Source organism: Yersinia massiliensis CCUG 53443, from assembly GCF_000312485.1.
Taxonomy (GTDB): Bacteria; Pseudomonadota; Gammaproteobacteria; order Enterobacterales; family Enterobacteriaceae; genus Yersinia; species Yersinia massiliensis.
The window spans coordinates 3,688-26,026 of record NZ_HE997649.1; the positions used below are offsets into that span (position 1 = coordinate 3,688).

Consider the following 22,339-nt stretch of genomic DNA (forward strand, 5'->3'; position numbering starts at 1 on the left):
AGCTAAAAGCAGAGGCGTGGAGAGTAGATAAGCTAGGTGAAATTGCTGAGCACACTTTTGATGAAACTTGCCTCCGCTGGCTGACTGAAAAGGAACATAAGCGATCACTGGATGATGACAGAACTAAGATTGAGTTTTTTCTCGGTCATTTTTCCGGGATTCCGATATCCAGCATTACTGAAGATAAAGTGATGAAGGCGGTTGCCAAGATGCCAAACAGGAAGCATCGGCAAATTTGGGAGTCAAAAAGGGATGCAGCATTAAGGAAGAAAAAACCGATACCGGAATATATCGAGAAGCAGGTTTCAGCGGCAACCAGAAGCCAGCACCTTTCTTTTATCCGTAGTCTGTTACGAGCAGCTGCGGATGAATGGAAATGGTTAGCTAAAGCGCCAGTGATAAAGACCAAAAAACCGCAGAGTAAACGCATACGCTGGCTTACAAAAGATGAGGCTGTAACCTTAATCAATTGTATGCCTGAGAACTTCCAGCCTGTAGTGGTATTCGCTCTAGCTACCGGGCTTCGAAGATCAAACATTCTGGATCTGGAATGGTCGCAAATCGATATGCAAAGGAAGGTTGCATGGATTCATCCAGAGAACGCTAAAGCGGGCAAGGCAATTGGCGTCGCTCTGAATGATATGTCGTGCAAAGTATTGCGGGAACAAATTGGCCGGCACTCTCGATTTGTCTTTGTTCACACATCTTCTTGGCACCGTTCAGATGGAACAAAGACAGCAGATGTGCGAAAAATGCGCGTTGATGATAATACAGCATGGCGAACCGGATTGAAGCGATCAGGAATCACTGATTTCCGTTTCCACGATTTGCGACATACCTGGGCAAGTTGGCTAGTACAGGCCGGAGTCCCACTATCGGCATTACAGGAAATGGGAGGATGGGAAAGCATCGAAATGGTACGTCGATATGCTCACTTGTCGCCAAACCATTTAACTGAACATGCGCGAAAAATCGATGAGGTTATGGGGATTAATGTCACTAATCTGACACTTTTAAAAAACGTTGCTGATAATTAGGGGGTAAATAGAGGGTAACTCATTGATTTTAATGGTACGCCCTACAGGGCTCGAACCTGTGACCTACGGCTTAGAAGGCCGTTGCTCTATCCAACTGAGCTAAGGGCGCATTTGATAATTACCGCAGGCTAGACGCTGCTTGGTAGTCAGTTGCGGGGTGGATTATACGGGCAGTCGCTTTCGAGTCAATGGGTTTTCACCTTGAGGTTTAACAACTGTCTATTTAATCGTTAATTAATCGTTATTATACGCCTGACAGCGCGGCTCGCTTCTGACAAAATAGGCGGATTCCCGCTTTTCTAATTGATGGACCCTTCCACTGATGTCAGCAAAAATTATTGATGGTAAAACGATTGCGCAGCAGGTAAGAAACGAAGTTGCTGCGTTAGTACAAAAACGTCTGGCTGCGGGTAAGCGTGCGCCTGGCCTTGCCGTTGTGTTAGTTGGTGAAAACCCTGCGTCACAAATTTATGTCGCCAGTAAACGTAAGGCATGCGAAGAGGTAGGCTTTATCTCCCGTTCTTATGACCTCCCGATGTCCACCACTGAAGCAGAATTATTGGCATTGATTGATTCATTGAATGACGATAATGATATCGATGGGATATTGGTGCAACTGCCACTGCCTGCTGGCATTGATAATGTCAAAGTCCTGGAACGAATTCATCCAGATAAAGACGTCGATGGCTTCCATCCTTATAACGTTGGCCGTTTGTGCCAACGCGCGCCGAAACTACGCCCCTGTACCCCACGTGGCATCGTTACACTGCTGGAACGCTATGATATCCCGACCTACGGCCTGAACGCCGTCGTTGTTGGAGCATCCAATATCGTCGGTCGGCCAATGAGCCTTGAGCTGCTGTTAGCAGGCTGCACCACGACAGTCACTCATCGTTTTACCAAAAATCTGCGTCAACATATCGAGAATGCAGACTTATTGGTGGTCGCCGTAGGTAAGCCCGGCTTCATCCCCGGCGAGTGGATTAAACCCGGCGCTATCGTGATTGATGTCGGTATTAACCGTTTGGAAAGTGGTAAAGTGGTCGGCGATGTAGAATTTGATGTCGCTGTTGAACGTGCCGGTTGGATTACACCCGTTCCGGGTGGCGTTGGGCCAATGACCGTTGCAACACTGATACAAAATACCTTGCAAGCCTGCGAGGAATATCACGACATCACCGAAAATTGATTGAAAGGACAGTAATGGAAATTTTTCATTTAGAAAAACACCCGCATGTTGAGCTGTGTGACTTATTAAAGTTGCAAGGCTGGAGTGATAGCGGTGCTTCAGCAAAAGCCGTCATTGCAGAGGGTCAGGTAAAAGTTAACGGTAACGTCGAAACGCGCAAACGTTGCAAAATCATTGCTGATCAAATTGTTGAGTACCAGGGCATGAAAGTGCAGGTTAAAGCCTAATCCGCTCGTCAGATGCGAAATTCAACGCACTAATGCAAAGGGTACTGATAAAATTGCGGTGACTGGTTGAAGCCAGAGCCGCAATATCTTTCAAGTACAGTGTGAGTGCCAAAATAGCAGTGAATACCACGAAAGCATTTTGGCTATATTTTACACAGGTGAATATTGCCTTACGAAAAATAAAACATACTATTATGTTTTTAATTGGTTTAAACGCTGCGTAAACTCAATGCTGTGATTGAATAACACACTCGCTTCGTGAATTAGGCTACTGGTTTTCTCATGCATATTTAAAAATTGTGTGATTTTTATCATGTTGAGATAAACATTTTCGTCAACGTGAAATTTTGAGTAATTCTCAGCCCATATCAAATATCCAGTCAGTAAACTGATATCTTTTTCTGTATTAAAAAGCATCAAATTGTGAACTTGTTCATCAAACTGATAACGCGAAAAATTGATATAAGGGTTATACAATTCTCTGGCCGATGAAAAAGAAATAAATCCGCCACGTTCTAGTTCAGTCAATACCAGTGTGGCTTTAAACCCAGTGATCAGAAAATAGAGTGCGCATAAAGATGAGAATCTCACCACACAACTAAAGCCATTAGCAATGACAGAAGTTCTGGTGGAGTTAGCTTCTGTTCCGTTATCAATAAAAGATAAGAGTAAAAACAGCGTAATAATATGTGCAACTGATTGATATAATGGATACTCCGTCATTGTATGCAATACAATTGGTAAGCTTAATATGAATAAGGATAAACAATTCCTACGCCAGGCAAAGAATAGCAATTGTAGATAACCAGCGAATAAAGCTAACATTCCTAACAACGCAATAAAACCGCCTTCAACCCACCAAAATAAGAACTCATTATGAGGATGAGTGACCCGAGGCATTGAAATGGAGGGTGTCTGATTTGCCAGAAAATGGTGAAAACTGTATTCAAAAGAACCATAGCCCCACCCTAGCCATAGCTTATCTTGAATCATTTCCCACGTATTGGTCAGTATTAGCCATCGCTCAGTATTAGAGCCTGAATGAGAGATTGTTGTAATATGGCTTTCCAATAACAAGACAATGCCATTCAGTACTCCCACACAAATAAATATCAATGACAACCAGCACCAAAGTCGTTGTCGTCGATAGTGAATAAATAACATTACACCGCAACTCAATGATGCCCCCAGATAACCGATTCTAGATTGCAGTAGAACAATTGTCATTGGGAGTAATAGAAATGATAATAGTAAAATAATATCACTGATATTGATCGAACGATGTGCCACTTGAGATTTTACTCGCTCGCCCCCCTTAGTTAAAAACAAATAAAGACTTATTACTAAACCCGTTGCCGCAAAACTTGCCATAACGTTAACTTGCTGAAAAATACCATAAGGGCGACTGGAATTAACATTGAATTCCATCCAGTTATTATCTTCAAACAAAAAAAGTTGTGCGAGAGTTATTATCGTTTCAATCAGAACTGCGCCAAGCAACATCCATAGTAAAAATAACTTCTCTTTAGTTTTAAAATGACATTGCAGCAAAGTAAAATAAAAAATGATACCACCCAGTAAGGCTAATACCCTAATAGCACCACTTTTATTAAGCGCGTTTTGCGGAAAAAAAACAGGTGTGAATAACAGTAATACTCCTGCTAAAAAAAACAAACATGCATGATTAAATCGTAGCTGACTATTGCGATCCAACAAACACCATGAACCCAAAATAACAATAAGAATCGTGATCCAACCGATAATATTACTGGGAAGACGTAACCCCGAACCGCCCATATTAGAGATATAGATATGCATTGCGACTAGCATATAAGCCGTAATAACGCTGATTGTTATGATTTTTACTTTCGTCATATCTGTACAAAATATTTCCACCTCGAATAATCAAGTATCAATTACTCAAGATAGCATTAGCTTGCTCCATGTTTTCTTTGCAAAATGATTATAATGAGGTAAGTTTCAATTTCATCTGTAACGTTAAATTCTAAGACTGAACACTAGATAACATTAACGGTTAATACCGTGCTTCCGCTAAAAGCGCCGGCAGTGACGTAACCATAAGGCGTACTAAGCGTTGATGAAATTTTCACTAATTCATACCCGCCACCGTAGATATAAATTAATGCTCCCCCATTGGCTTGAGTTGAATCATTAACCGTTATCTTGGTCTTCAAACTGCCATCTGAACGTAAAGTCACACCATTTGTCGCCGCTGGCGTTAATCGAATGTATTGACCTGTTTTACATTGAATAGATAAGTAGTTCGAGGCAACATGGCCACTGGCGACATTTGTATTAATCGGACCATGATTAATGGTAATCGGAGCAGTCCCAATGGTGCATGGAGGTTCAACAACTGCCGCAGGCAACGTCGCAGACAAGCATTTTCTGACTACGGTAGATGCTCTCGGTACAGCACCATGACAGACAATCAGCGTGTTAACTGCATTCAAGTTGATTCCGGCGGGGATGACTAAACCAGCATTGATATACTGGTTGGCAAAATTCGCTACCTGAGCATAAGTCACCGTATTCTGAGTTTGGTTGCCATTACGCACCGCAACACAACCTGCCGGAAGAGCCGTTGCGTTAGTGGGTGGGATACACCGGCTCGAACCTTGATAGCCCGCAACAATATCGAATGCAAAGTTATTCGCTCCTATTCTTACTCCGGTGCGCGTTAGTTCGTAGGGACTATCATATGCACTGAATGAACCACTAACACGTCTTGTACTTGCATCAACCGTAATTGCTCCATCGGCAGTGGCGGCCAGCAACAGATATAAAGTAATAACAAGATGAGTCATATTTTTCATCAAAAAGTATTCCAATAATCATTAGCTAAATTTGGGGTAAATAAATTCGCCACACACTCTGCCCATCAATTGTAAGTAAACTTGAAAGTGGCAATGGCGCTAAAATAACCTAGGGTAATCGTTCTTTGGCTAATTGCCTCTTCTTCAGCAGCAACATATGCGCGTAAGGGAATAATATTTTCGCCATCGTTTAAAGCTATATCATCACTGCGAATATCTAGGGGCAGCTTTTTACCGAGCATGGTTTCGAGACCAATCCCTATTCCCTTAGCTTGGCTATTTGGTGTTAGTGCCAATAGTCCTGGTAATTTTGGGTTCTCTTGGCCACTGAATACCATCGTCATACTTTGCGTTTTTTTAGTATCACAACCTTCTAAAAAAAGCTGAAATGAACGCCCAATTGTGCGCTGATTTTTATAAAGATACTTATCTGATATTGGCCCTAAACTCACCTCACGATTCTCACTCCCTGGCTTTATGGTACAAGGAAGTGACTCAATTAATGTACCATGCAAATTAACATCAGTCGCAATAGCATCATTTATTGAAAATAAAACAGCGAAAATCAGCCAGAAATTATATAAAAAACAATGCATACTCCATCTCATCCTAAATATACTCGACCAATAATGTTGCTGTTGCATCAAATTTCCCACCAGTTAATATGGCATCTTTATTTTTGACTGGAACGGCTTCGAGTATAGGAATGTTTTTATATTGAAAATACATCCATTCATTAACATCTATTTTCTGCCCATTCCTTATTATTTGAATCCCCAGATCTTCAACTGAAGTCAATAATAGTGTTTGATCAAAACTGCTGACATCCCCTTTCAATTGCATTTTTAATGCAAACTCAGGATTCACATCACAGGCGAGAGTATAATCAATGGGTTTCTTATAATTAACGCCATCAACTTTCGTCGTTTCTACTGAGTTACTGAAATCCACATCAATTTGTTTAGAGCCACTAATAACACATGGCGGTGGATTAATTAATGTACCGTGAAAATACATATTATAAGCGTAAGTTTCTGTAGTAGATACTAATCCTAATAATAAGCAATAGGTAAAAATACGGTACATAGCATGATTCCTATTTATCTAAATTCAACAATTAACGTCGCAGTGCCGTCAAAAAAACCCGTTTCCAAAACTGAGCCGCCACGCTTAATCGGTACTGCCTCAAGTTTAGGAATAGAGGGATATGTATAATCAAACCAGCCACTATGAACTTTCCCATTTAGCAGGAACTCAATACCCAAATTATCATTACTCGTTTTAAGCGCAGTATTAGAAAAACCCGCAGTATCGCCACTAATTTTCATTCTCATACTGTTAGAGGTCGAGTTCTTACACGTAACAGAATAGGTTACTTTTTGCAGATAATTGCTTCCATTAACCAAATTAGTCATGACTTTACTACCAAAATCTACGTCGATATTGTTGCCACCATTGATTACGCAAGATGGTGGTTCTGTAATAACACCACTGATATTCACCTGAATAATTTCTGCATTGACTTTATCGTAACGAAAAAATAGCAATCCTAAAAAAAGAAAGAAATGGTATCTAAACTGATGTTTTCTTATCGAGATAATCACGATTTAACTGGGCTACCTTCACAATTTTCACTGTTACAATTAAATATTAACTTTGGTCGTCCACCGTAATCATTGATATACGTCAGTACAGGAGATTTACCCAAAGCTGCCGCAGAGATTCCCAGTGAAGTCGTTGACTTCGGTGCAATCATTATTGGTGTAAAATCATTCGCGCCTTTTCCCTTTACGTGACTGGCAACATCTACCAAAGTAATAAAATAAGGAGTTGGGTTAGCCACTAAATAACTATCGCCTTGACGAGTAAGTGTGATCTTTTCTTGCCACGGTGTAGCCATATCAGCCTTCGTCGGCATAATATTTTTTGGGCGATAGAACAACTTCACTCTGGTTTGCAGGGCAATTTGTAACGTATTAGGTTTGTCACTACGTGGCGGTATTTCCCGTATGTTGAAATAAAAAAGCGTTTCTACCTCTTGCGATAACTGCTCAACGCCTGGCATGGCGACAACTTTTATCTGACTTTCAGCACCAGGTTCAACTCGTTGAATTGGCGGTAATATGGTTAATGGCGTGGTGATCTTATTCCCTAATTCATCCTCAATCCAACCTTGGGCGAGATAAGGCAGTTGCTTATTCTGGTTACTAATACTCAAACTAACTGACTTTTCATTTCCATTAACAATGACTCGGGTGCGATCCAATGCGATCGCAGCCACAGCCTGTTGACTAATAATACTAGCCAATAATAATGTTAAAGTAGGGGTGTTACGTAATTTCATTATTTCTTGCCTGTGTTGTCTGAATTAATTCTCTTAATGAACTTATGACTTAATATTGGCCATAGCGACTGAAATACAGGGCAGTAGCAGGCTAGATTGAGCAATTCCCGGTAATGATTTTGGTAATGTAATCGTACATTGCACTTTACCTCCCCATGTTACTGCCATCTTTTCGCCAGCAATAACACCGGATAAATACACACTGCCATCATCACTAATAATGCCTGTTTCTTGCTGATTCGCATTCATGACCGTCGAGCCAAAAGGCGGTGATGATCCGTCAACTAAGCGGATGGCTGCCATCGTTTTTTCACCCGCAATAACCTTAAAGCGCCGATAACCAATAGCACCCTCGGTTAATGTTGCCTGCGCCACAGATTGAGTCGCCTCAATATTGTCGGCTAAATTATCTAAGTCTATGCTGACGCTATTACGGTAATAGCTGTTAATGTCCATTATTACCGCCTTACCAAATAGATTACTGTTCATCGTTGTGCCATAACCGCGTATTGGCACCCCCGAAACACCATTGGTATCCGTCATCAATCGTGTTCCACCAAGCGTACTCACTCGATGCACTGCAGCCCCTTTCGCTGTGAAGGTCACTCCGCCTTGCATAGATATGCCAACGGAAGAGAATTGATTTTCCTGATAGCTGGCATTCGTATTCACTTCAGCGCTGTTACCTAAGTGACTGAAATAGCCACTCACTAAACTCCCCTTTCGTGTATGACCTGCACTTATTTGGTAATTATTATGCTCATTTGCTTGGTGGTAATAATTTATCGCTTGGGAGTCCGTACCTTTACTAGTGTTATTATTAACACTGATGGTTCCATTCTCGCCAAATGGCATGGACAAAGATAAGTACATACCATTCTCATTAATATTATTGATCTTGTTCTGATACGCCGATAACGAAACATTCAAATTACTAATTGAACCCCAGTTAAAATATCGCGATACAGATAAGCTGTAGCGATCATTCGTCGGCTGATCCCAATAAGTCTGGTGGCTATAATCAAGATAAGTACTGATGGCCAATACACGAAATTGCTTATTGATTCTAATGGTATACATTTCTTTATTATTTCCGAAGTGAGTATTATTATTTTTCTCTCGGAGAGAAAGAAACTCTCCCATCGTCATAAAGTCGCGCTCAGAAAATCGGTAACCGGCAAATGTCACTTGGCTATCATATTCCTCGAAATTCTTGGAATAACTTAATCTGTATGAAGAACCCGTTAATGTTTCTTCCTGTTGTATTTTTGCCCGCGACTCCGTCATATCGAACGAGAGTGCACCGAAAAGCATTAGGTCACGCCCGATACCCAATGACAGTGATCCATACTCGCCTCCCATAATCCCACCACCGTACAAAGACCAACCGTTGCTCACGCCCCAAGAAAACTCAGAAGTCGCGAATGTTGGGCCATTAGTATGGTGATGCCAATCCGATGGCTTCCCTAGCGCCATTTTGTAACGTACTGCACCTGGGCGGGATAAATAGGGGATAGTGGCCGTATTGATTTGAAAAGTTTGTACACTCCCATCCCGTTCTTCAACCCGAACATCTAATTTGCCGGAAACTGAGTCACTAATATCCCTGATATTAAATGGCCCTGCCGCTACCTGAGTGTCATAAAGAACTCTATCTTGTTGGCTAATCACCACTCTGGCATTGGTTCTGGCTATTCCACTCACTTCCGGCGCATAACCACGTAAATTGGGTGGCAGCATGTTGTCATCTGAATGCAAACTGGCACCACTAAAGCGAAAACTGTCGAATAAGTCTGAATTTAAAAAACCCTCACCTATAGTTAATTGGGCCGATAATGAAGGTAAAGCTCTGTACAGATAATAGCGACTCCATTCAAATTTCTGCCTATTCCCAGCAGTTGAATTCGTTGGTTGTTCCAACTGAGATTGCCAGTCAGCGCGTAACCGCCAACTCCCTAAATTAGCCCCGGCGACACCATTGCCATTAGTGGTATAAGTTTTTGTTTTATCATTTTGCTGAGTGACCTGACTACTCACACTGTAGTCAAATAATAATCCTGGGACACCATTATCCCAAGCTGATGGTGGATCCCAATTATCTGTGTGGTATTCCAAGTATGCTTGCGGAATACTGAGGTATAAAGTTGAAGCACTGAGATCACCACGTGCTTCCATACCGCTTAATGGCGAGAAATCTAAGCACTGCTGTTCATGTTGCCAACGGAATTGGCTCGCCATATCGGCTTTGAAACCCAATAACTTAACTAAATCTATTGATATACAAGGCAAACTGAGCTTTGGATCATTATCAGGAGAAAAAAATTCAATCGTCTGCTCGGGTATAACCTGTTGATTCGCATGTACTGACATCAAGTAACTGCCAGGCATAATGTAATCGCGCTGTGAAAACTGACTTAAGTCAATGTTCGAGCGGTCTTTCACATCAAGCACATCAGTATTAAATTGAATTTCATCGGCAGCAATAGTCCATCTGACAATACACAATAATACCAATGCTATTATTACCTGAAGTGCTATTGGCCGATGAAGCAAGTAATGATAAATATTGGCCAGCATTACAGGCTATCTCCATTATTTGCAATCTCAGCACGATATAAATTACCGTGCACGATTAAATGCATGCGGACTTATCCGCATGCATCCCCGTTGCAATTAACTTGGATTATTGATAAGCCAAGGAGAAGTTAGCAATTGATTGGAATTCACCGGGAATAATAGTGGATGAAGCACCATCACCCTGCAAATAGGCGGAGAATGCCAACACGTTATTACCATCTTGAATTGTTTGCGCTTTGCCTGACTCACCCAATTTGATAACATCACCTGCACCATCAGTAATAGCAATGCTTGCGCCACGGGCAGTTCCTGTAATACCTAATAATTCGCCATTACCTGTTGAATCAGAACTAGTAAATTTTGTTGTAACAGTTTTCATTGTTGCCGTATCGCAATTTTCCAATTTGATTTGGAAATTTTTAGGCTTAGACTTCCCGCCGTCTTTTAAAACGACATTAGAGATCTGACCTAAATTAACGGTTTGGTCAATCGTATCTGGCGTAATTGAGCAAGGTGAATCAATGATAGAACCGTTAAATGTCACGGTCCCTTGTCCTTCATCTTTTGGTGCAGCGTTTGCGGCAGCCGCCATTACTGCAATACTCATACCCAGTGCTATAGCAAGTTTAGTTAGTTTCATTATAATCACCAAATTCCATTCAGCTTAATCTTGTTACTGATGAGTCATCAATATCGATACTTCATCAGTTGCCACTAATAATAAATTACCAGACGCTTATTAGCGTATACCTCACCCATTCCATATGGTTGCATACACCCCACGAGAGACCATTAAGGAAGTATTCACTTCACCTAATAAAAATCGACATTACAAAAAAGTGCCAATCAATCTCGATGCATAAATGCTATTTCAAGACCATAGGAAAATGAAATGAAATAATTTTAAAAAGTCAAACTTTTACTTATTAATAATTTCCATTACTCTTAAATAAAGTTATTTTACTTCTTAAATGGAAATTACCTTTATAAATCAATAGTATTTATAAAGGTAACGAGGACAAGAACGTCAAGGAAAATTATTATATGTTGGCTGAAATGATTAAGGACTAGAGATTAAAAAAGAGAGAACATCCCGTCCTCTATCTTTTTTTTCTTTTAATCGCTACTTTCCTAAAATTGATTCGCGTTGATTCTTTGCTGAGCTAGAGTTTTTTGCATAAAAACTGAGGAATAGCGGTCGTTGAGAAAACATAACCATTGTTTGCATTAGGATAAACACCAAAATTAATCCATCCATCTTCACGAGTCAGATAGGAGTACATATGTTTGCGAGCAATTTCAATTGGTACATTGTCGACTGGATTAATGTTTAGCTTCACTGTTTTTAACAAGTACACTGAAGCATCTTTAGGATTGTAGCTCACCTCTGCATTACGTTTTATTCTATATTTTTTGTCGCCAATCGCGATCTCGCCGGAAAAATCGACAACGCCTTTCCCCTGAGATAAGTAGATATAAATACCGGAGCTTAATTGGCTGTGCTGCTCAGACCCAGCATAGTTGTATCTTATTTGGGCGTAGCAGCTAATGCGATCATCAAGTGGAGGGGCATTCTTATAAAATGAGTAACTGAAAGATAGGGCTAAAGCGATGACTACAGCAAAGATAACAATAATAAACTTTTTCATGATCAACTCAATATGCTCTGGTAATAAGAACTACAATAAGTACCAGGCCTAACAATATCGCCATCACACACGATTAAAGACACTCTCGGCAACCCTGGAAAAGTCGAATAGTAAATTCTTTTGGGTTCATGACAGGAGATAGCGTTAACCTTTACCATATCTTCAACTCCCCCCCGAAGTTCGGCATCATTAGTCACTTGACTAAAAACATCACATTTATCTAAAAAAAATGCAGATTGATAATCATAAAAACGACTTTTAGAGTAGAAATAAGAATCAAATATTTGTGCTGATAAAGCGACTGTTGCAAATAAAGATAAAAGGATCATGAAATTGAAGTTGATTTTTTTTGCGCTGGAGAAGAATTTAGCGACACTTGATACAGGATAATTTTGGCTACCTAAAACCCCAATAGGCCCTTTGTCTTGTAGCGAACTAGCTAGAGGAACTTCTCTTTGTAAATCTCCTAAGATAATATCTTGCGCTGGAGCTGCATGTCTTTTTCCATCTAATTCAGTGCCATCTTCATTTATCACCACCATTGAATCAGTTGAACCTTCCACTGCTAGAGAAAGCACTGATATATCAATGCTGTTTGCAATACGCACGCCACGCCGAGGTACGGTCACTATCACATCATCAACCAAGCCCAGTTGTTTAAATGCTCGTCTAATGATGGAAATATTCTGATAGAAAGTGTTGCTATTTATGGGGGCACCATGGCTCTCCCATACATCAGCAAACAGTACTCGTTGGGAGGTAATCTCAGGTCGGTTATTTGTAATAATATGCAGGCAGTGATTGGCTGGTGTCGTTAATAAAACCTTCTCGTTTTCATTACTTATATTATAGAGTGTCGCCATAGTATGGTCATACACCACCTTATTATTAAAAACAATCTTATGACTCATTATTAATACTCTATGATGGATGATATAAGCTATGTGCTGAGAGGGGCTCACATGATTAATTTTGGAAGCGATTAATGTTAGATGATTATAAACTATAAATCAACACGCTAGAATTAAGAGAAGCGGTTGATAGTTAATTAAGATGACATGGTAACCAAATAAGAATAAATGTAACCATATAAGTAATGTATCGATTAGTTATTGTTATCAAAGTAAAAAAACACCATCGAAAAATGGTTATACCGAAGACCATTCGCAACAAATTGCATCACCCTAAAAATCACTCAATGTGAATAAAAATTTAACAGCAAAAGACACCAGTCAGATTGCACCCTTTAATAACATGAAGTTACAAGTAAACCTAAAAAAAAACTTAACACATTATGATCTAATATGAATTTAAATTCACACATACCGCTTAAAAATACCAAATTAGAATATATGAAAAATAAATCACTACACGGCGGGATATTATTCTGTTTTATTGATTTATTATCAAATCGGTGGGATTTACGCTCGATTATGTGACAAGAGCAACACTAATTCGTCAAAATCATGTTACTAACCTTACATGGAAGCATGCCATACCCATCTCATCCTCCCACAATATCTTGCATCAATTATCCTTTCCTATCGTATTTTAATCATTTAATTTCTTAATCTCAGATAAAGCAATAAAATAGGTGAAAACTCTGATGAATTACAGAATAAGATTATTTTAATAAGATAAGAAAAAGAGGATTTTTTACTTAAATACCTTATATCACAGGATAGGTTTTATTATTGGAGAAATAAATTAACTCATCAATTATCGTTAGGTCCCATGCCCCCTAACATCAATATCATTTATTTAAAGGCGCGATCCGAAAGAGGCTTAAAAATAATCAGCGCCAAAATAGTTAGCTAAGAAATTGGCAGACAAAAAAATTGCGGTTGCTGGTGACACCAGAACCGCAATACTTTTCCACTCTCGCTAGCCAAGTTGGCTAGCTCCATTCGGATTACGAATCGCTGTATTATTTACGACGCCACGTTGTGCCTTGTGGACCATCTTCCAACACAATACCCAGTTCGTTTAACTGATCTCGAGCAGAGTCGGCTAGTGCCCAGTCTTTGCTACTACGGGCGTCATTACGTTGCTTAATCAGCGCTTCAATTTTTGCAACTTCATCGCCGTCAGTCTGCGCACCACTTTGCAAAAATACCTCAGGATCTTGTTCTAACAGGCCCAATACGCGGGCTAGTTTGCGCAATTCAGCGGCCAGGCTATTTGCCGCCGTGATGTCTTCCGTTTTTAAGCGATTCACTTCACGGGCGATATCAAACAGTACAGAGTAAGCTTCTGGTGTATTGAAATCATCATCCATCGCCGCTCGGAAACGAGCTTCAAATTCAGCCCCCCCAGCGGGAACTGCATTTGTCTCTGTGCCACGAAGCGCGGTATATAAACGCTCTAATGAAGCGCGAGCCTGTTTGAGATTCTCTTCGCTATAGTTAAGTTGGCTGCGGTAATGACCTGACATCAAGAAATAGCGCACGGTTTCCGCATCGTAATAGGCCAAGACATCACGGATAGTGAAAAAGTTATTGAGTGATTTCGACATTTTTTCTTTGTCGATCATCACCATGCCAGAATGCATCCAGTAATTAACATAAGGGCCATCATGAGCACAGGTAGATTGTGCAATCTCATTTTCATGGTGTGGGAACATCAAATCTGAGCCACCACCGTGAATATCGAAATGGGTACCGAGTTGTTTGCTGTTCATGGCTGAACATTCAATGTGCCAACCTGGGCGGCCCAGCCCCCAAGGTGATTCCCAGCTTGGTTCGCCGGGTTTAGACATTTTCCATAGCACGAAATCCATGGGATTACGTTTCACATCCGCCACTTCAACACGGGCACCGGCCTGAAGCTGATCCAGATCTTGGCGAGACAACAGACCGTAATCTGGGTCACTGTCTACGGCAAACATCACATCACCATTGGACGCCACATAAGCGTGATCGCGCGCAATGAGTTGCTCAACCATCGCAATAATTTCTGGAATATGGTGTGTTGCACGCGGTTCTAAATCGGGGCGTTCGAGATTTAACGCATCGAAATCTTTATGCATTTCAACCAACATACGCGTGGTCAGTTGCTCGCAGGTCTCGTTATTCTCTATGGCACGTTTGATGATTTTATCATCGACGTCGGTCACATTGCGGACATAGGTCAGCGAGTACCCTAAATAGCGTAAATAACGAGAAACAACGTCGAAAGCGACAAAAGTACGCCCATGCCCAATGTGACACAGGTCATAAATGGTGATCCCGCATACATACATACCGATTTTACCGGCATGGATAGGCTTGAATTCCTCTTTTTGGCGACTCAGTGTATTAAAAATCTTTAGCATCGGGACATTCCGTGGTTTTGTTTTTTGCATTATGCAGTGTTCATACCCAACGTGATTAACGTTTCAATTTAACAGCAAGAAACTTATTACTGCTTAAATGATTGAGGGTATAACAGGATATCATCAGATTATGCGGTAAATCAGCCTGTGATACAGCTCTTTTTCGCCCCTAAGGGCAGCGTTTCGAGTGCTGACTCAATCTTAGAGATATGATATAAGTGCGGTCTAAGGGTTACGACTCATTGTGAATACACTTATTACACTAGCAGGAATATTATTATGGTCACGTTTCATACTAATCACGGCGATATCGTCGTTAAAACCTTCGCAGATAAAGCGCCGGTCACCGTTGAGAACTTCCTGAACTACTGCCGTAAAGGTTTCTATGATAACACTATTTTCCACCGTGTTATCGATGGTTTCATGATCCAAGGCGGGGGTTTTGAGCCGGGCATGAACCAGAAAGAGACTGATGCACAGATTAAGAATGAAGCCAACAACGGTCTGAAAAACACCCGTGGCACGCTGGCAATGGCACGTACCAACGATCCACATTCTGCTACTGCTCAGTTCTTTATTAACGTGGCAGATAACGACTTCCTGAACTTCCGTTCAGAGCGCCCAGATGGCTGGGGCTACTGCGTATTCGCTGAAGTGACCGAAGGTTTGGACGTGGTTGATAAAATCAAAAACGTTGCAACAGGCCGCAGCGGTATGCATCAAGATGTACCAAAAGAAGATGTCATCATTAAAAGCGTGACTGTCAGCGAGTAATAGCGACTTAATGAGCACGCTTTTTATTGCAGATTTGCATCTTAGCGTTCAGGAACCGGCAATTACTGCCGGTTTCCTGCATTTTATACAGCGTGATGCGATTCATGCCGATGCGTTATATATCTTGGGTGATCTTTTTGAGTCTTGGATTGGCGATGATGATCCCGAACCTTTGTACCGGCAAATCGCCGCTGCATTAAAATCACTCCAGCAACAGGGCGTCCCCTGCTACTTTATCCATGGCAACCGCGACTTTCTGCTCGGTAAAGATTTTGCCACGGAAAGTGGAATGACGTTACTCGCGGAAGAAGAAGTCGTCGAGTTGTATGGCCGTAAAATAGTCATTTTGCACGGTGATACTTTATGTACCGACGATGCTGACTATCAGCATTTTCGTCGCCGAGTGCACAACCCAATAATTCAAAAACTCTTCCTATGGCTGCCTTTGCGTTTTCGTTTACGCATTGCCGCTTACATGCGCAATCAGAGCCAAGCAAATAATAGCGGGAAATCACAGCTCATCATGGATGTGAATCCACAAGCGGTCATTGAGGCATTTCAGCGTCATCATGTGAGCTGGATGATTCATGGGCATACGCATCGCCCTGCTGTGCATAACGTAGAATTACCCTCAACAGTGGCCCAGCGTGTCGTCTTAGGGGCATGGCATGAAGAAGGCTCGATGGTCAAAGTCACCGCAGAAAGTGTTGAGTTAATTAAATTCCCGTTTTAGCGGACTCACAGCAAATTTCAACTACGCCAGAGACGCTAGGTCCACGACCAAAAAACCGTAAAATCCCACTAAAAGCCATGACGCAACCGTTTTCCTCACCTTTAGCTCATGGTATGCTCTACGCCCTCATCGCCAGCCACGATATCTGAAATCGTTCTGGCCGACGCTTGCACAATCACAGGAGCCTTACCCACATGGGAGCCAACCTCGATTCGGCTTATGCAGCCGGGGTTAAAATCGCTATCGTAATGGGGTCCAAAAGTGACTGGGCCACTATGCAATTCGCCGCCGACGTGCTCACTACGCTCAATGTGCCATTCCATGTCGAAGTGGTTTCTGCACACAGAACCCCTGACAAACTGTTCAGTTTTGCCGAAGAAGCACAAAGCAATGGCTTACATGTCATTATTGCCGGCGCGGGCGGTGCAGCTCACTTACCTGGGATGATCGCGGCAAAAACGCTGGTGCCCGTTTTAGGTGTTCCGGTGCAAAGTGCAGCGTTAAGTGGCGTCGATAGCCTCTATTCAATCGTGCAGATGCCGCGTGGTATTCCTGTAGGGACATTAGCTATCGGTAAAGCGGGTGCGGCGAATGCAGCCTTACTCGCCGCGCAAATATTGGCACTGCATGATACTGAGTTGGCAGGCCGTTTGGCTCACTGGCGTCAAAGTCAAACTGATGAAGTGCTGGAAAATCCCGATCCGAGGGATGAAGCATGAAACCAGTTTGCGTATTAGGAAACGGTCAATTGGGGCGCATGTTGCGTCAAGCCGGTGAACCACTGGGTATCGCTGTTTATCCCGTTGGTTTAGATGCAGAGCCTGAAGCCGTGCCTTATCAGCATAGCGTGATTACCGCTGAAATTGAGCGTTGGCCGGAAACCGCCTTAACTCGCGAACTGGCTACTCATACGGCGTTTGTTAACCGCGACATTTTTCCCCGTTTGGCTGATCGCCTAACGCAAAAGCAACTGCTCGATAGCCTGAATCTCGCCACCGCCCCTTGGCAACTCTTGGCCAGTGACAGCGAGTGGCCACAGGTTTTCGCCACACTGGGTGAACTCGCGATTGTTAAACGCCGTGTCGGCGGCTATGACGGCCGAGGTCAGTGGCGTTTACGCACAGGTGAACAAAGCACATTGCCCGCGGATGCCTACGGTGAATGCATTGTCGAGCAAGGCATTAATTTCTCGGGTGAAGTTTCATTGATCGGCGCTCGTAGCCATCAAGGCAAGTCAGTTTTTTATCCACTCACTCATAATCTGCATGAAGATGGCATCTTGCGCATGAGCGTGGCATTGCCTCAACCCGATAACCGTTTACAAGACCAAGCGGAAACGATGCTCTCAGCCATTATGGATGAGTTAAATTATGTCGGTGTTATGGCGATGGAATGCTTTATCGTCGGCGACAATTTACTGATCAATGAACTGGCACCTCGGGTACATAACAGCGGGCATTGGACACAAAATGGTGCCTCCATTAGCCAATTCGAACTGCATCTACGCGCTATCTTAGATTTGCCACTGCCAATACCGGTGGTCAATACGCCATCAGCGATGGTCAATCTGATTGGGACAGCCGTCAATACGCAGTGGCTGTCATTGCCCTTGGTGCATTTGCACTGGTATGAAAAAGAGGTGCGGGAAGGTCGCAAAGTCGGTCATTTGAATTTGAATGATCCTGATGGCCCAGAATTGATTTCCGCATTGGCGGAGTTAGCACCGATGCTGCCAGAGGAATATCAGAACGCGTTACGTTGGGCGCAAATCAAACTGTCGTCCGTTTAAATCGATACCCAATAAAGTCATTGGCGTTGCAGCTAAACAACACATCACGCTGCAACGCCAACTTAGCAAGTTTTCATTTTTGTCAGTCGGATATTACCCGTCAAAATGACGGAATAAAGCCCGCCCCTGCAACAACCGTGCGCCTAGCCAACCGCCACAAAGTGACAACAACAGCGCCCCCGCTAGCGGCAATAGCCACCACATGACCCAATTAGGCTGCCACGGGAAATCAAAGACTAACCGTTGTAATGCCCAGAGTGCAGCTTCCGCGCCAATCGCCGCAGCTAACCCAGCCACCAGCCCCAACAAAGCAAACTCCCACCACAACGTCCCACGTAGTAAGCGTTTACTTGCACCTAATGTGCGATAGACCACCAGTTCTTGACGGCGCTGACGCATACCAACTTGTACCTGAGCCAGTAACAGCAAGGTGCCGCAAATAATCACCAGTACCACCATCACTTCCAGCGCACGGCTAACCTGTTGTAATACTTGCCCGACCTGTTTCAGCATCGCCCCGATATCCAGCAGGCTCAGTGTTGGGAACTGGCGATTCAGTTGTGTGAGGGCTTCACCATCCCCTTGATAGCGGAAACTGGTCAGCCAAGTCTGAGGCTGCTTATCCAGCGCACCCGGCGGGAAAATAAAGTAGAAGTTAGGGCGCAAACTTTCCCAGTCCACCTGACGAATGCTACTGACAGTGGCTTCGAACGACTGCGTATCGCCACTGAATGTCAGCTTATCGCCAATTTTAATGCCCAACCGATCGGCAATCCCCTTCTCCATCGACACTTCGTCGGCCTTCGGTGGCCACTGACCAGCAGTTAAAATATTGTGTGCGGGTAGGTCCTGCTGCCAAGTCAGATTCAGTTCACGATTAACCGCCTCGCCGCCGGGTTCATCTTCGCGCACCCGCTCCGTTGCTAACTGCTGGTTAATTTCAGATAACCGCACTCGCACAATAGGGTAAAACGTTGAAGGCGTGATCTGATGCTGCGCCAGAAACTCGGTGACTTGCGGCACTTGCTGCGGTGTCATATTCAGCAAAAAGTAATTCGGGCTATCAGGCGGCAGTTGTTGTTGCCAACGATCCAACAGATCACCACGCAGGACCAATAACAGTGCCAACAGCATGAAGGATAAAGAAAACGCGGCCAGTTGAGTGAGAGTCATCCAAGGCTGGCGCAGTAAACGGTTGATGGCAAGACGCAATGACAAACGGGTCACTGTCAGGCGGCGTAACAGTAACAACCCGCCCCAACCAATCACACCTAACAGTAGCGCCAATACCACCATGCCACCGAGAATAGCCCATAGCAGGGAATTACCGCCCATGAGCAATGCCAGCAGCCCAACGACAATCACCACCATCGCAGGAATAAAGTAGCGCAGTGGCCAAACATTGGCAGAGACATCACGGCGCAGAACCCGTAAAGGCTGCGTCGCCAGCAATTGCCGATAAGGGCGAATCCCCACCAGCAGCGAAATCAATATTAATGATCCCATTGCCCATACCCATGGCCATAAGCCGGCAGAAGGTAATGCTGCGGGTAAAACCGGTGACAGCAACCGCACGAGTATCTTCTCAAACAGCAAGCCAATCACGCTGCCGCATAGACCGGCCAACACCAGCACCGAGATCCACTGTCCGATAATCAGCCGACGCAATGCGCTGCGCCCAGCCCCCAATGTTTTCAGTACGGCCACCAAATCATAGCGGCTGCGACAATAATGCCCCATCGCCACGGCGACAGCGGCAATCGAGAGCAATAACGTCAAGAGGGCCGATAGCAGCAAGAATTGTTGCGCCCGTTGTAGAGATTTCCCCAGCGCGCCGCCCGACTCTTGCAACCCGTACCAGCGCTGTTCTGGTTTCAATTGCGGTTCAAGCCAATCACTGAACTTGGCGACAGACTCCGGCGACCCCGCAAACATATACCGGTAGGTCAGGCGACTACCGGGCTGGATCGCGCCCGTTTTTTCTACATCGGCCAGGTTAATTAAAATGCGTGGCGAGGTTTGGAATGGATTAAAACCTGAATCTGGTTCCTGAAGCACTTCACCTACAATTTTTAGCGAGGTATCCCCCACCTCTAACACATCGCCGACTTTTACCCCGAGCAATGACAGTAATCTGGGCGCGACCAGCACCGTACCCGGCTCCAATGCCGCACCGGCAGGTAATGTTTCAAGTTTGCCATACAGCGGATAGGCCAGATCGGTGGCTTTGACATCCGCTAATTGCGGACGATCGCCCGCAAATGTCATCGTCATAAACGAAAGTTGGCGGCTCACCGTTAACCCTTGCTGCTTTGCTTCGAGCAGCCAACTCTCAGGGACAGGATGCGCGGCACTCAGCACTCTGTCACCTGCCAGAAAATCGCGACTTTGCTGACTCAGCCCCTTTTCCATTCGGTCACTGATGGTGCCTAGCGCCAACACACAGGCGACCGCCAATGTTAATGCCAACCAGACAATTAATAGTGAGGGTGAGCGCCACTCACGCCAAAACCAGCGCCAAATCATGCTTCCTCCCACAATTTACCTTCCTGCAAGCGCAACCGGCGCTGGCAACGGCCCGCCAGTTGCACATCATGAGTCACCAGAATCAGCGTGGTGTCGTAATCACGATTAAGAGAAAATAATAAATCGGCGATGCGATCACCGGTATGGCGATCGAGGTTGCCCGTAGGTTCATCAGCAAAGAGTACTTTAGGCCGCCCACTGAAGGCTCGAGCCAATGCCACTCGCTGCTGCTCGCCGCCCGACAACTGGGCCGGAAGATGATGAAGGCGCTTATCCAAACCGACTAACTTCAATAATTCAATGGCATGCGCTTTACTTTCGCGCTCACTTTCGCCGCGCAACAATGCCGGCAGTTGGACATTCTCCAACGTATTGAGTGTGGGAACGAGCATGAAGGACTGAAAGACAAAACCAATGTTTTTAGCCCGCAACTGGGCGCGCCCTTCTTCATCCATTGCGGTCAATGATTGACCCAGTAAACTCACTTCACCGCTACTACCATCATCCAAGCCCGCCAAAATCCCCAGTAACGTAGATTTACCTGAACCTGACTCACCAATTAACGCAATTGTTTGAGCAGGTTTGACAACGAGCTCAACTCCGGTAAGGATGGAGAGCTGTTGCTCACCCTGACCGACGTGTTTATTAAGATGATGAACTTCAAGAACGTTTTCCGCTGGCATCTTCCCTTCCTATTACTATTGGGATTATTCAGTATGCGTGCCGCCGCAACCGACACACTTTTGATTCTAGGCGACAGTTTGAGCGCCGGTTACCGCTTGCCAATTGCCGAAGCATGGCCTTCACGTCTAGATAAAACATGGCAGTCCACCCCTTCACTACCCAAAGTGGTGAACGCCAGTATTAGTGGCGATACTGCTGCGCAAGGTCTGGCTCGCCTGCCTGCACTACTTAAACAGCACCAGCCACGCTGGGTACTGATTGAACTGGGCGCAAATGACGGACTGCGTGGTTTCCCAACGCAGGATATTCAACGGGATCTGACGCAAATTATCAATCTGGTCAAGGAGGCAAAAGCCGAGCCTTTATTGATGCAAATCCGTATTCCGCCAAACTATGGCCGCCGTTATACTGATGCTTTTACCGCGATGTATCCGCAATTGGCGCAGCAATTCGGCATCTCACTTGTACCCTTCTTTATGGAACAAGTTGCCGTGAAGCCAGAGTGGATGCAGGATGATGGCTTACATCCTAATGCTGAAGCTCAACCGTTTATCGCCGATTGGGCAGCTAAACAACTCAAGCCGCTAATCACAACGCAGTAATGTGCAACAAGAAGTAATACCACTTGTTCAAACAAATAGATTCACCCACTAGGTAAAG

General features: G+C 43.9%; 21 protein-coding genes and 1 tRNA gene. 8 read left to right on the forward strand and 14 right to left on the reverse strand.

Annotation, left to right across the window (positions count from 1 at the left end; genetic code table 11):
• Window positions 1-1,037 (forward strand): tyrosine-type recombinase/integrase (locus BN68_RS19165; RefSeq protein WP_019212808.1); only part of this gene is annotated, 1,037 nt, incomplete at its 5' end.
• 32 nt (window positions 1,038-1,069) lie between these two features.
• Here the strand turns inward: BN68_RS19165 and BN68_RS19170 are convergent.
• Window positions 1,070-1,146: transfer RNA gene (locus BN68_RS19170), tRNA-Arg, on the reverse strand.
• A 213-nt stretch (window positions 1,147-1,359) separates the two neighbouring features.
• On the opposite strand from BN68_RS19170, the gene folD reads away from it, so the two are divergent.
• Window positions 1,360-2,226 (forward strand): bifunctional methylenetetrahydrofolate dehydrogenase/methenyltetrahydrofolate cyclohydrolase FolD, encoded by an 867-nt coding sequence (gene folD, locus BN68_RS19175; RefSeq protein WP_019212809.1) that lies wholly within the window; start codon window positions 1,360-1,362, stop codon window positions 2,224-2,226.
• 14 nt (window positions 2,227-2,240) lie between these two features.
• Entirely contained in the window at window positions 2,241-2,453 is a 213-nt protein-coding gene (gene ybcJ / locus BN68_RS19180) for a ribosome-associated protein YbcJ (protein WP_019212810.1), read from the forward strand.
• A gap of 192 nt (window positions 2,454-2,645) precedes the next feature.
• Here ybcJ and BN68_RS19185 read toward each other — a convergent pair whose 3' ends face one another.
• The 11 genes from BN68_RS19185 to cysS form a co-directional block, all read right to left on the reverse strand.
• The gene (locus BN68_RS19185) at window positions 2,646-4,328 is read right to left on the reverse strand and encodes a PglL family O-oligosaccharyltransferase (RefSeq protein WP_019212811.1); all 1,683 of its coding nucleotides are present in this window, start codon (window positions 4,326-4,328) and stop codon (window positions 2,646-2,648) included.
• A 143-nt stretch (window positions 4,329-4,471) separates the two neighbouring features.
• Complete coding sequence (locus BN68_RS19190) at window positions 4,472-5,290, reverse strand: MrpH family fimbial adhesin (RefSeq protein WP_019212812.1); 819 nt, start codon at window positions 5,288-5,290, stop codon at window positions 4,472-4,474.
• Between the two features lie 65 nt (window positions 5,291-5,355).
• Window positions 5,356-5,934, reverse strand: coding sequence for a fimbrial protein (locus BN68_RS19195; RefSeq protein WP_081578865.1), 579 nt, complete (start codon window positions 5,932-5,934; stop codon window positions 5,356-5,358).
• A complete protein-coding gene (locus BN68_RS19200; RefSeq protein ID WP_019212814.1) occupies window positions 5,900-6,376 on the reverse strand; it encodes a fimbrial protein in 477 nt (158 codons plus the stop codon). Before BN68_RS19200 ends, BN68_RS19195 begins: the two co-directional genes overlap by 35 nt.
• A 14-nt stretch (window positions 6,377-6,390) precedes the next feature.
• Window positions 6,391-6,792, reverse strand: a complete 402-nt coding sequence (locus tag BN68_RS19205; protein ID WP_231294051.1) for a fimbrial protein — start codon at window positions 6,790-6,792, stop codon at window positions 6,391-6,393.
• A 98-nt stretch (window positions 6,793-6,890) separates the two neighbouring features.
• Window positions 6,891-7,634, reverse strand: coding sequence for a fimbria/pilus periplasmic chaperone (locus BN68_RS19210; protein WP_019212816.1), 744 nt, complete (start codon window positions 7,632-7,634; stop codon window positions 6,891-6,893).
• Between the two features lie 42 nt (window positions 7,635-7,676).
• On the reverse strand, window positions 7,677-10,211 hold the full coding sequence (locus BN68_RS19215; RefSeq protein ID WP_019212817.1) for an outer membrane usher protein: 2,535 nt from the start codon (window positions 10,209-10,211) through the stop codon (window positions 7,677-7,679).
• Between the two features lie 106 nt (window positions 10,212-10,317).
• Complete coding sequence (locus BN68_RS19220; protein WP_019212818.1) at window positions 10,318-10,851, reverse strand: fimbrial protein; 534 nt, start codon at window positions 10,849-10,851, stop codon at window positions 10,318-10,320.
• Window positions 10,852-11,374: 523 nt separating this feature from the next.
• Window positions 11,375-11,860 (reverse strand): hypothetical protein, encoded by a 486-nt coding sequence (locus BN68_RS19225; RefSeq protein WP_019212819.1) that lies wholly within the window; start codon window positions 11,858-11,860, stop codon window positions 11,375-11,377.
• A 2-nt stretch (window positions 11,861-11,862) separates the two neighbouring features.
• A complete protein-coding gene (locus BN68_RS23025) occupies window positions 11,863-12,771 on the reverse strand; it encodes a winged helix-turn-helix domain-containing protein (RefSeq protein ID WP_019212820.1) in 909 nt (302 codons plus the stop codon).
• Between the two features lie 1,016 nt (window positions 12,772-13,787).
• Window positions 13,788-15,173 carry a cysteine--tRNA ligase gene (cysS, locus tag BN68_RS19235; protein ID WP_019212821.1) on the reverse strand — a complete coding sequence of 462 codons (1,386 nt, stop codon included), beginning with the start codon at window positions 15,171-15,173 and terminating at the stop codon, window positions 13,788-13,790.
• Window positions 15,174-15,452: 279 nt separating this feature from the next.
• Between cysS and ppiB the strand changes: the two genes are divergently transcribed.
• The 4 genes from ppiB (at window position 15,453) to purK (ending at window position 18,469) form a co-directional block, all read left to right on the forward strand.
• Complete coding sequence (gene ppiB / locus BN68_RS19240; protein WP_019212822.1) at window positions 15,453-15,947, forward strand: peptidylprolyl isomerase B; 495 nt, start codon at window positions 15,453-15,455, stop codon at window positions 15,945-15,947.
• 10 nt (window positions 15,948-15,957) lie between these two features.
• The gene (locus BN68_RS19245) at window positions 15,958-16,680 is read left to right on the forward strand and encodes a UDP-2,3-diacylglucosamine diphosphatase (RefSeq protein WP_019212823.1); all 723 of its coding nucleotides are present in this window, start codon (window positions 15,958-15,960) and stop codon (window positions 16,678-16,680) included.
• Window positions 16,681-16,874: 194 nt separating this feature from the next.
• Window positions 16,875-17,399, forward strand: coding sequence for a 5-(carboxyamino)imidazole ribonucleotide mutase (purE, locus tag BN68_RS19250; protein ID WP_019212824.1), 525 nt, complete (start codon window positions 16,875-16,877; stop codon window positions 17,397-17,399).
• Entirely contained in the window at window positions 17,396-18,469 is a 1,074-nt protein-coding gene (purK, locus tag BN68_RS19255; protein ID WP_019212825.1) for a 5-(carboxyamino)imidazole ribonucleotide synthase, read from the forward strand. Before purE ends, purK begins: the two co-directional genes overlap by 4 nt.
• 93 nt (window positions 18,470-18,562) lie before the next feature.
• Here the strand turns inward: purK and ybbP are convergent, their stop codons facing one another.
• The gene (gene ybbP, locus BN68_RS19260) at window positions 18,563-20,995 is read right to left on the reverse strand and encodes a putative ABC transporter permease subunit YbbP (protein ID WP_019212826.1); all 2,433 of its coding nucleotides are present in this window, start codon (window positions 20,993-20,995) and stop codon (window positions 18,563-18,565) included.
• Window positions 20,992-21,678, reverse strand: a complete 687-nt coding sequence (gene ybbA / locus BN68_RS19265; protein WP_019212827.1) for a putative ABC transporter ATP-binding protein YbbA — start codon at window positions 21,676-21,678, stop codon at window positions 20,992-20,994. The genes ybbP and ybbA overlap by 4 nt, the downstream gene beginning before the upstream one ends.
• On the opposite strand from ybbA, the gene tesA reads away from it, so the two are divergent.
• Window positions 21,649-22,281 carry a multifunctional acyl-CoA thioesterase I/protease I/lysophospholipase L1 gene (tesA, locus tag BN68_RS19270; protein WP_042807019.1) on the forward strand — a complete coding sequence of 211 codons (633 nt, stop codon included), beginning with the start codon at window positions 21,649-21,651 and terminating at the stop codon, window positions 22,279-22,281. The two genes, ybbA and tesA, sit on opposite strands and share 30 nt — an antisense overlap.
• The last annotated feature ends 58 nt before the right edge of the window (window positions 22,282-22,339 follow it).